Genomic DNA, 10545 nt, shown 5'->3' with positions numbered 1-10545 from the left:
CACGGAATCTGCACACCGTTCCGGCAGGAAGGAGGCCGTGCACAGGCAGCTGCATCCGTTCGGCTAGCTGCAGGAATCCTGACCTGCCCCCGGAGTGTACGGATGACAGGTGAAATCAACCATCCCCACGGTTCAAACCAGGGGCTTTACGACGTGATTTGGTAAGCTAATGTGAGAAATCTGCAAGAGACAAGCGAGGGGAAGCCATGGACGATACGCCAGATACCGAGGATGAGGTGCGCCTGAACACGAAGGATGAGGCAGCCAGGCGCGTCGCGTCGCTCGCGCTCGAGCTCATCAATGCCCGGCGCCCCCTCGAAGCCACCTATATCAATGCACATATATATCCAGACCTTGACCGGAACTCCTTCTTCAGGGCCTTGGGGCGTGACTGCGAGAGGCTCGCTGCCTGCGGCATGCATGTCGTGAAATCCACGCAGAATGACGAGCAGCTCTACCAGATCGACGAGAAGAACTCCTTCATAGGAGATGCGAAGCTCACCCAGCAGGAGGCACTCGAGCTCCAGGTGCTGCTCTCCCCGCAGGTCGCAAACCCCGCCTTTCCGCTTGCAGACGAGCTCGGGATGGCGCTCCTGAAGATCGACCGTTCCTTCGCAGAGCAGCCGCTCGTGAGCACAAGGCGTCCCAAGAAGGGTCCTGACCGCACGCTCCAGATGCTCCGCGATGCCTATGGGCAGCACCTGCTTGTCGAGGTAGGCTACTGCGATGCGGCAGGGGTGAAGAGCACGAAGATTCTCGCTCCCTATGGCTTCTACAGCTTCCGCGATACGCTCTACTGCGTCTGCGCAGAAGAGAAAGGCAGCAAGCTCGAGGAACCCAGGACCTACCGGATCGACCGCATGGAAAAGCCGAAGATCCTCTCCGGCAGAAGCTATACGGTGCCGGACAGCTTCGAGATCGATGACTACCGGGCGCTCCCCTTCCAGATGGGACCAACGGTCGGCACGGCAGTCTTTGCTGCTCAGCATCCACAGCCAGACCTCGTCTCCCTCATGAAGGCGCATGGCACGCTCGAGGAAGAGGAGGATGGGAGCTCCATCTGGCAGGTCCCCGCCAGCTCCTGGGAAGCAGCAGCATCCTGGGGCATAGCGCAGGGACTCATCCCCCAGAAGCCAGAAGAGCTGATCTCTGCTGCGAAAGCCTGCCTTGAAGGAGCGATTGCCCATGCCTAGCGGACGTACAAGCAACATCCAGGAGATACGCGAGCTCGTCGCGCTTGCAGGAGCCCTCGCCCAGGCAGGCGACACGATCACCGCCGATGCAATAGCGGCGCGCATGGGCATCTCGCACGCAGAGGCCGAGCATTACCTCAAGCTGCTGCTCACGGCAGGAGATGCAGAAGGAACCTATCTCTCCCTCTGCATTCCGGATGATGAAAGCGAAGTCACGCTCGCCTTCGATGGCGGCATCAAGGGAAGGCCGCTCCGCCTCACGCTTGCAGAGACCCATGCGGTGCTTGCAGCGCTCAATGCCTGCGGCGTGCCGGAAGACGATGAGCTGCGCCAGAAGATTGCCACAGGCTTCGGCCGTGCCAATGTCACGCCTGCCACGATCGAGCGCCAGCTCGAGCCCCTTGCCTCGCCGGAGGAGCACGACGTCCTCACCTCCATCTCGGAGGCCATGATCCACGGCAAGGCGCTCTCCTTCCTCTATCAGGGGACGAAGGATGATGCACCAAGACACCGTCATGCCCTTCCCCAGGAGCTCTCCCAGAAGGATGACGCCTGGTATCTCGACGCCTTCGATCTCGACAGGCAGGAAGAGCGCTGCTTCAAGATCGAGCGCATGGATGAAGCGGAGCCTGAAGAGGTGCCCGAGAATCTTGTCAGCGCCCCTGCCAAGACGAAGGCAGAGCCAGCACGCATGGTGAAGCTCACCTTCCTGGATGAGCGCTACCTTGCGCTTTTCGCCTGGCCAGGGCTCAAGATCTCGAAGAATGCCGAGCCTGTGCAGGGACGCATCCCCTACTTCGGCACCATGTGGCTTCCGCGCCAGCTTGCAGGATGCGCCGGCAAGGTCGTCTGCCAGGACGAAGAGGTCGCAGAGAAGATGCACAGCTATGCAGAAGGGCTCCTTCACCAGCTTTCCTAGCTGGGGAAGAGCCCTTCTGGCTTCTTGTTATATATATGTAGGGCTACTGCTTCTCGTGCGAGGAGCGCCACATTTCGAGATAGCGGCCGATATGTTCGCACTCGAGCTGCGTCCGTGTCTTCGAAGGCATGGAGTTAATGAAGTCGCGGCCATAGCGCTTCTGCACAAGACGCGAGTCGCAGAGCACAAGCACACCCGTATCTGTCGAGGTACGGATCAGGCGTCCTGCTGCCTGCTTCACGGCAAGCACGGCCTCGGGCAGCTGGTAGCGCCACCAGGCACGCTGCTCGCGCACCTCCCGCTCCTGGACCAGCGGATCCTGCGGGCTTGCAAATGGCAGCTTCGGCACGACAACGCAGCGCAGCGTATCGCCTGCAGCATCGAAGCCTTCCCAGAAGCTCTTGAGCGCAAAGAGCGAGAGCGACTTCTCGCTGATGAAGCGCTCACGGAGCTGGCGGGGAGATGACCTCTTCTCCTGGCACGCAAGATCGAGCCCGATCTCCGCAAGACGGGGCTGGAGGCCTTCGAAGACCTTCTCCATCTCGCGGCGGTTCGTGAAGAGCGTCAAGACCGAGCCGTCCATCGCCTTGTGGATATCGAAGAGCACATCCTCGAGCGCCGGGAGATAGCCCGGATCGGACGGCTGCGGCAGGTCCTTTGCCACGACGACTGCCATATTGCTGTCGTAGTCGAAGCTCGACGAGAGCTGCACATCGCGGTAGGCAGACTCAGGAAGCCGGTCGAAGCCGACAGCATGGTTGAAGTGGGCAAAGCTCTTCCCCACTGCAATCGTCGCCGACGTGAAGACGGCGCTCATCGTATCCGGCAGCCAGTTTTTGGAGAGGTCCTGGCCGATATCGATCTTCTCGGCCACGAGCTTCTCCGAAGACCCCTGGCGCTTCCTGCTCTGGAGCTGGGCGGAATAGACATAGGCAGAATCTGGCTCAAGGCAGATGAGGCGGATGCTCTCGGAGAGATCCTTAAGGAACCTGCCGGATTCGCCAAGCTCGTTTCCTGCCTGGGCGGAGGTCAGGGAGACCGTCGTCTGGGCTTCGGACAGAGCCTTTCCTGCCTGGTCGAGCCGCTCATGAGCATCCTTTGCCGCAGCGGCAATGGCCTGCCACTCCTTGGAGGCGCGCACCTTCTCGTCGATCCAGAGGGTCGACCCTTCATAGGCAGAACCCTTCACAAGATGGTGCAGGTCATGAATCGCAGCAAAGAGCTCGGAGGTCACGACAGAGGCACGCTGCACCGCAGCAGATGCCTTCGTAATGAGCCCCAGGGCCAAGGTCGAACCAGGCTGTGCCGCGACCTTGATCATCGCATTGTGGATGGCGCCTGACTTTGCACCGCCAAGAAGCTCGAAGGCAGCACGCGTGTCATCGGAGGATACCTCGACTGCCCACTGGCGGCGTGCCTCAGACTCGAAGGCATGGGCCTCGTCAATGACCCAATGGCGTATGGGGGGCAAGATCCTGCCTTCCGAAGCCACATCACGGAGCAGGAGCGAATGGTTCGTCACGACCACGTCGCCCGAAGCAGCAAGCCTCCTTGCTGCATAGACGACACATTCCTGTGGGAAGAACGGGCAGCGGGTGCGCAGGCACTCGTTCGAGGTCGTCGTCAGCATGCTTCTCGGCACGCATCTCCAGCGGATGCCGAGGGCGTCGAGATCGCCTTCCGGCGACTGCGCAACAGAGGCATAGGCCACAGCCAGAGCTGTCAGCATGTCGGAAGCAATGCCCGTGGTGGTGCGTCCGGGATTCGTGTCGAGAACCATATCGAGAGGCAGATCCTCTTCTGCCGAGCGCTGCATGCGGTGCAGGCACGGATAGTGCTCATAGCCTTTGAGTGCATGGAAGGAGACGCCTTCCGGCAGTGCCTGGTCGAGCGCCGGCAGCTCGTGTGCCATGAGCTGGTCGGTCAGGGCATTCGTCTTGGTAGCAACGCCGATCGTGACATTGTTCCTCTGTGCAAAGAGGATCTCCGGCAGAAGGTAGGCAAGCGACTTGCCGACGCCGGTGCCTGCCTCGATGGCACGATGGGTCGAGGTCGCAAGCGCGCTTCTGACCTCTTCTGCCATAGCAAGCTGCTCAGGCCGCGCCTCATAGCTCCCGTACATGGCAGCTATCGGACCATCGGGTGCGAAGTCTGCCTTGATCTCTGCCTCCGAAGGGGCCGTGAGCGGGCCGTCGATCTCCTTCGCATCGGCACGATCTTCGACCGTGACCTCGGAAAGGAGGTTGCGGCGCACCTGCTTCAGGTTGAATGCCGTCGCATCGTCTGTGCCCGAGAGATAGGAGAAGATGGGGCGGTATGCCCAGGTGGCATCCGGATGGAGGTCTGCGAGGAAGGCAAGGAGGCCCTTCGGCATATCAGTGAGCCCGCAGAGGATGATGGGCCACATGCCTGAGAGTGCATCTACATCGTCCATAGCGCGGTGGGTCACAGAATCGCAGCCGAAGGCCTGGGCCATGGCAGAGAGCCTATGGGTCGAGAGGCTCGGCAGCGCAATTCGCGAGAGCGCAAGCGTATCGATCCAGTTGTCGGAGACAGAAGATCCTCCCGGCACGGACTCCACGAACGTGCGGTCGAAGGTCGCATTGTGCGCAAGGACGAGGTCTCCCCCGACGAACTCGGCAAGACCCGCCACGGCATCGGCGGGCGACGGCGCATCGGCCACATCGGACTGATGGATGCCGGTCAGGGCCACGATCTCGGGAGGAATCAGGCCTTTGGGACGCACGAAGGTATGGTAGCGGTCGACAACCTTCTTGCCGGAGAGACGGGCACAGGCAATCTCCAGGAGCTCGCAGTTCTTGAAGGAAAGACCGGTGGTCTCGGTATCGAGCACCACCAGGTCTTCCTCAAGAGGTCCGAAATCCTTTTCCTGTGCGCGCTGGGCAAGGGTCAGATAGTTCTTCCTGATGCTCGGAGGCGTGTTCGGCAGGAGCAGGCTTTCGAGCGTGACGGACGTATCGTCGGTACCAGACATCAACGCTCCTCGAGTGCCCACTCCACGAAGCGGGTGCAGAGCTCGGAGAACGGGATGCCCGCAGCACGGGCGGCATCAGGAAGGAGGCTTCTCTCCGTCATGCCCGGAATCGTATTGATCTCGAGCAGGACCGGCATGCCGTCCTTCTGGACGATGAAGTCGCAGCGGGAAGCATCGCGGCAGCCAAGGGCGCGATGCGCACGCTTTGCGAACTCCTGTGCCATAGCGGTAGCCTCAGGCGTGAGGCGAGCAGGCATGATGTGGTGGAGCGAGCCCGGCTCATACTTGACCTGGACGTCGTAGAACTCGGCGTCGTAGGCAATCTCGATGATCGGGAGTGCCTGGAGCTCCTTGTTGCCAATGACAGGGACCGTGATCTCGGTGCCCTCGATGCAGGACTCGACAAGCACGTTGTCGCCCTCGGAGGACGCAAGCCTGATGGCAGGAGCAAGCTCTTCCTCGGCTGCGACGCGGGAGATGCCGAAGGAGGAGCCATTGGCAGACGGCTTCACGAAGAGCGGAAGGCCAAAGCGCTCGACAAGCTCATGGCAGAGAGCAGGATCGTCTGCAGCGGAAGCCTCGACGACCGTGCCGTCAGGCACCGGGATGCCGGCTGCGCGGTAGATCTCCTTGGCAGCATCCTTGTTCGTGCCGAGAGCAGAGGCAAGGACGCCGGAGAACGTATACGGGATATGCAGGATCTCGAGCAGGCCCTGGATGCAGCCATCCTCGCCATAGCGTCCATGCATAGCAAGGAAGGCAACATCATAGTTGCCGGACGAGATCTTGGAGATGAAGTCGGAATCTGCAACATTCATGAGCTCGAGGTGGGCAAAGCCTGCCTCCTCGAGGGCGTGCATGCAGTTCCTTCCGGAATCCATCGAGATATCGCGCTCGTCCGACCAGCCGCCAGCCAGCACTGCGACACGGAGCTGCTTGATTTCATCCCTCGTCATGTGAACTCCTTTGAGCCCTCACGCTCTGATGAGCAGCAGGGCGAAGATGTGAAACAATGTACTGAGTTACTAGAGGATACATCTCCTCAGCCACCAAACGGAGAAGAGAGAACCATATGGTTTCAAACCAGAAAAGTCCTACGTCAGAAGAGAGTCCTGCCGCACGTCCCGATATCCATACGCTTTCGCACAAGCAGCTCGCAGAAGTCATCGAGGAGCTCGGAGAGCCAGCGTTTCGCGTGAAACAGATCGAGTCCTGGGTCTGGGAGAAGAATGCCCAGAGCTTCGACGAGATGACGAACCTGTCGAAGGCGCTGAGGGCAAAGCTCGAAGAGCGCCTCTCCATGGGCAACGCTGTCGAGCTTGCACGCCAGATCTCTGCTGACGGCAGCCGCAAGTACCTGCTCCAGTTCCCCGACGGCACGACGGCAGAGTGCGTCGGCATGCCGACAAAGAACAGGCTTGCTGTCTGTGCCTCGACGCAGGCAGGCTGCGCTATGGGCTGCGCCTTCTGCGCGACAGGCAAGGCGGGACTCACCCGCTCGCTCACGTCCTCCGAAATCTACCAGCAGGTCATGCATGTCGCAGACGACTTCCAGACCCGTGTGACGAGCGTCGTCTTCATGGGCCAGGGCGAGCCTTTCATGAACTACGACAACACGCTCGCAGCGCTCAGGCGTCTGAACGACCCTGAGGGCGCTGGCATCGGTGCCCGCCACCTCACCGTCTCCACCTGTGGCGTCATTCCTGGCATCATGCGCTTCGCGAACGAGCCGGAGCAGTTCACGCTTGCCGTGAGCCTCCACTCTGCAAACCAGAGCACCCGCAACAAGCTCATGCCGGGCGTCAAGAAATACTCGCTTGTCCACCTCTATGAGGTGATGGGCGAATATGTCGACAAGACCGGACGCCGCCCGACCTATGAGTATGCTCTTATCGACGGCATCAACGACAACGACGACGAGCTTGGTGCCCTCTGCGACTTCACGCGCGGCACGCTTGCCCATGTGAACATCATCCAGCTGAACGATGTTCCTGGCTCTCCATTCAAGCCCGCTACCCAGGAGCGTGCAGAGCAGTTCGTGCAGCAGCTCGGACGCGTCGGTGTCGAGGCAACGATCAGGAACTCCCGCGGCGCCGATATCGATGCGGCCTGCGGCCAGCTCTCTCAGAACTACTACCGCCAGCTTCAGTAAAGAATCTGCAGATAGATGAAGGGGTACTAGTACGTTTGTTCTAGTACCCCTTCTCATTAGCTGTTGGACCCGCTCAGTATCCGAGGCTTTCCCACTGCCGTTCGACCGCTTCGCGGTTCGCCTCATTCTCTTCAGCAGTCGGATCTGCCGGCTTGCTTGCAGCCACCATATCCTGGATCTTATTGACTGCTCCCGACACCGCATCCTTCATGCTTGAAAGCTTTGCCTTCGTCTCAGGCGTCAGGACATTGCGGTAGATATAGATGCCGCCTGCCACGAGGATGGCAGACTCGACAACGGTACGACGGAACTTGCCCATCACTCCCCCATCTCCGATCCTGCGGCACGCTGGAATGCTTCGATGATGCGTGCCAGATCGTCTTCATCTCCGAACTCGATCTCTATCTTATGCTTCCCGCCACGGGAATCTTTCACACGCACCTTCGTGTCGAGAATCTCCCTGAGCTCTCGTGCAGCCTGCTTGTAGCTCTGCGGTGTCGGCGGCTTGGGAGCCTTGGGCTCTTTGCTGACAGAAATCAGCGAAGCAAGGTTTTCTGTCTGACGAACCGTCAGGTTCTCCTTTACGACACGCTCGGCAAGGGCGATGCGGCCTTCTTCGTCAGGCACTGCGAGGATGGCACGGGCATGTCCTGGAGTGATCTCTCCCCTTGCCAGATAGCCCTGCACTTCTTCCGGAAGATCGAGAAGACGGAGCGTATTGGCCACCGCAGAACGGGACTTGGAGAGGACCTGTGCCACCTTCTCCTGCGTCCAGCCTTTCTGGTCGACGAGCTGGCGGAGGCTCTGAGCCTCTTCGACCGGATTGAGGTCGGCACGCTGGAGGTTCTCGATCAAAGCAAGCTGGAAGACATCCTCATCCGAGATATCGCGGATGACTGCAGGGATCTCCTTGAGCCCAGCAAGCTTCGATGCCTGATAGCGTCTCTCCCCTGCCACAATCTGGTAGGTGCTGCCCGTCTTGCGTACAAGAATCGGCTGCAGCACGCCGTGCTGCTTGATGGAATCAGCAAGCTCCTGGAGCTTCTCCGCATCGAACTCCTTGCGGGGCTGGTCAGGATTCGGCTCGATCTTGGAGATTGGCAACGTTGCATCAGCCTTTACGGGACCTACTTCAGCGTTGGCCTCTCCCATAAGGCTTTCGATGCCACGTCCCAGTCCTTTCCTAGCCACGACGCGTCACCTCCTTGGCAAGCTTCATATATGCAAGAGAGCCCTTGTTCACACGCGAATACATCGTGATAGGAAGACCGTAGGATGGAGCCTCTGCAATCTTCACGGAACGCGGAATCATATTCTTGAAGACCTTGTTGCCGAAGAACTTGCGCACCTCGTCGACAACCTGCTTCGAGAGCGTCGTTCTCGAGTCATACATAGTCATGAGAACGCCGAAGACGTCAAGCTCTGGATTCAGATGTTCCTGGACCATATGCATGGACTCCATGAGCTTGGAGACACCCTCCAGTGCATAGTACTCGCACTGGATAGGAATCAGGATGGAGTCCGCTGCCACGAGCGCATTTATGGAAAGCAGGCCAAGCGAAGGCGGGCAGTCGATAAAGACGAAGTCGAATTCATCCTTGATCGGGTCGAGCAGGTTCTTCAGGCAGTACTCGCGCTTGTCGGTATTCACAAGCTCGATCTCAGCACCAGAGAGCTGTACGGTAGCCGGAACGACAAAGACATTCGGCTCGCAGGTATCCTGAATCATGGAATCGATAGGCTGATCATTCAGAAGGGCGTCATAGATATCGTATTCAAGCTCTTCCTTGTCAATCCCATAGCCAGATGTCGTATTGCCCTGCGGGTCGAAATCGACAACCAATACCTTGCGCTTGTTCTCGCCAAGTGCTGCAGAGAGGTTGATGGCTGTGGTCGACTTCCCTACTCCGCCTTTCTGATTGATAATTGCGATGACATGCGTAGGCTTCTCTTTGTTGAAGCGCTTCTTGTCCTGATATCCCAAGTCTGCTCCATTTCGTCTGCATTCGCTTGCCGTACAAGGACTATCTTACCTTCTCAGAAGGCCAGCAATGGCTCTCCCCTCTTCGCTGCAGAGATTTTCTGTTTCACGTGAAACACGTATATATCTCCATGTATTTAGCCAGTGTCGCTCTTCCACCAATTGCATATCTTCAAGATGCTTGTTCATCATGTTTCACGTGAAACATTATCTAATCCATCTCTCATGATGTGCTTCGATACAATTGAATGTGCTGCTCATCTTCTTGCGTGTTCCACGTGAAACAGATACATCATGTATCTCGTTGATAGACATACGTAGAATCCGCAAATGAGGGAAAGACAGCTCATCAAAATGTTTCACGTGAAACTTATCCAATACCGTCTATTACGTGTAACCAGCCTGTCGAGTTCACCAAGATCTGGCATCGTATTCGCTTTGCATGTCTTTCGATAGATATATGCAGCAAGCCTGTAGCATTCGAGTATCGAAAATTTTCCTTTGCAAGATAGTACCAATGGAATTTAGCGTGTCTATCTATGAGCAATCGGCAACGTGACCTCAGAAAGATATTCTTAGTTAAGGCAATGTCTACCTTGCTTTGGGTCTATTGACTAATCCAGTCATATAGAAATTATTAGGCTATAAGAGCTGCCTCATGGATTCCTTCATCCTGTTTCACGTGAAACATATCAACTCATGCCATTTCAAACCAGAACATGTGCATGTCGAGTTGATAGATTTACCTGTCGAGTTCGTTAGGCTCCAACGGCCTTGTAAGCTATGGGAGTCAGACACAGACCCGACTCATTTATATCAATCACATCTAAGGGCCTTATATTGAACATTTACTGCTTGCAGACTTCATGTCGACAGCTGTATCACTCTGCAGATATTCAAGAGGATATACACAGGTGCGTGTTCATCATCAGCAAATTCACTGGGTCTAGAACACATGTATGTCGAGTTGATAGATCCACCTGTCGAGTTGGCGATTCTTGCCTCTACTAGGTTTCATACTTGTTCATGTTCAAAGAGCGCAGAATCAATATCTTCTGATAGATGCTGTTCATCTGACACTGCTACCACAGCGAAAGACAGGTTCCTATATTCAGCTTTGCAGCAAAGAAGCAAATGCCGATTCGAGAGTCGGAGCAGTCCATAAAGCCTCATAAGGAAAGATGCTAAATGGCTGAGTACCTCCGGCATAGTTAGGCTCCCTGAACTGCAAACGGCTTAGGCAAGCTCGCAGGAAGCTTCGGCTGGACCGTGGCCGTGGCTGCGATGCCGGAGAGCGGGACATGC

At 57.5% G+C, this 10545-nt stretch carries 8 protein-coding genes; 3 read left to right on the top strand and 5 right to left on the bottom strand.

Annotation, left to right across the window (positions count from 1 at the left end; genetic code table 11):
- The first annotated feature begins 206 nt into the window (after positions 1 to 206).
- Together VXJ24_RS11245 and VXJ24_RS11240 are read left to right on the top strand one after the other, a co-directional pair.
- Positions 207 to 1193 (top strand): helix-turn-helix transcriptional regulator, encoded by a 987-nt coding sequence (locus VXJ24_RS11245; RefSeq protein WP_330973013.1) that lies wholly within the window; start codon positions 207 to 209, stop codon positions 1191 to 1193.
- The gene (locus tag VXJ24_RS11240) at positions 1186 to 2112 is read left to right on the top strand and encodes a helix-turn-helix transcriptional regulator (protein WP_330973012.1); all 927 of its coding nucleotides are present in this window, start codon (positions 1186 to 1188) and stop codon (positions 2110 to 2112) included. The genes VXJ24_RS11245 and VXJ24_RS11240 overlap by 8 nt, the downstream gene beginning before the upstream one ends.
- Before the next feature lie 43 nt (positions 2113 to 2155).
- Here the strand turns inward: VXJ24_RS11240 and VXJ24_RS11235 are convergent, their stop codons facing one another.
- Both VXJ24_RS11235 and VXJ24_RS11230 read right to left on the bottom strand, forming a co-directional pair.
- Positions 2156 to 5107: a helicase C-terminal domain-containing protein gene (locus VXJ24_RS11235; RefSeq protein ID WP_330973011.1), complete on the bottom strand. Its 2952-nt coding sequence runs from the start codon at positions 5105 to 5107 to the stop codon at positions 2156 to 2158.
- Positions 5107 to 6063 carry a D-alanine--D-alanine ligase family protein gene (locus tag VXJ24_RS11230; RefSeq protein WP_330973010.1) on the bottom strand — a complete coding sequence of 319 codons (957 nt, stop codon included), beginning with the start codon at positions 6061 to 6063 and terminating at the stop codon, positions 5107 to 5109. Before VXJ24_RS11230 ends, VXJ24_RS11235 begins: the two co-directional genes overlap by 1 nt.
- Before the next feature lie 116 nt (positions 6064 to 6179).
- Between VXJ24_RS11230 and rlmN the strand changes: the two genes are divergently transcribed.
- A complete protein-coding gene (rlmN, locus tag VXJ24_RS11225) occupies positions 6180 to 7259 on the top strand; it encodes a dual-specificity RNA methyltransferase RlmN (protein WP_330973009.1) in 1080 nt (359 codons plus the stop codon).
- A gap of 73 nt (positions 7260 to 7332) precedes the next feature.
- Here the strand turns inward: rlmN and VXJ24_RS11220 are convergent, their stop codons facing one another.
- Genes VXJ24_RS11220 through VXJ24_RS11210 form a run of 3 tightly spaced genes read right to left on the bottom strand, consistent with a single transcriptional unit; the run spans position 7333 to position 9243 of the window.
- Positions 7333 to 7578 (bottom strand): hypothetical protein, encoded by a 246-nt coding sequence (locus VXJ24_RS11220; protein ID WP_330973008.1) that lies wholly within the window; start codon positions 7576 to 7578, stop codon positions 7333 to 7335.
- Positions 7578 to 8411, bottom strand: coding sequence for a ParB/RepB/Spo0J family partition protein (locus VXJ24_RS11215; RefSeq protein WP_330973014.1), 834 nt, complete (start codon positions 8409 to 8411; stop codon positions 7578 to 7580). Before VXJ24_RS11215 ends, VXJ24_RS11220 begins: the two co-directional genes overlap by 1 nt.
- Before the next feature lie 31 nt (positions 8412 to 8442).
- A complete protein-coding gene (locus VXJ24_RS11210; protein WP_330973007.1) occupies positions 8443 to 9243 on the bottom strand; it encodes a ParA family protein in 801 nt (266 codons plus the stop codon).
- Between the last annotated feature and the right edge of the window lie 1302 nt (positions 9244 to 10545).

Origin of the sequence: Olsenella kribbiana, from assembly GCF_036408795.1 — a bacterium.
In the GTDB taxonomy this organism is placed as follows: domain Bacteria; phylum Actinomycetota; class Coriobacteriia; order Coriobacteriales; family Atopobiaceae; genus Olsenella_L; species Olsenella_L kribbiana.
The sequence above is the reverse complement of the archived record's forward strand: the minus strand, read 5'-3'. Positions and strand labels throughout refer to the sequence as shown.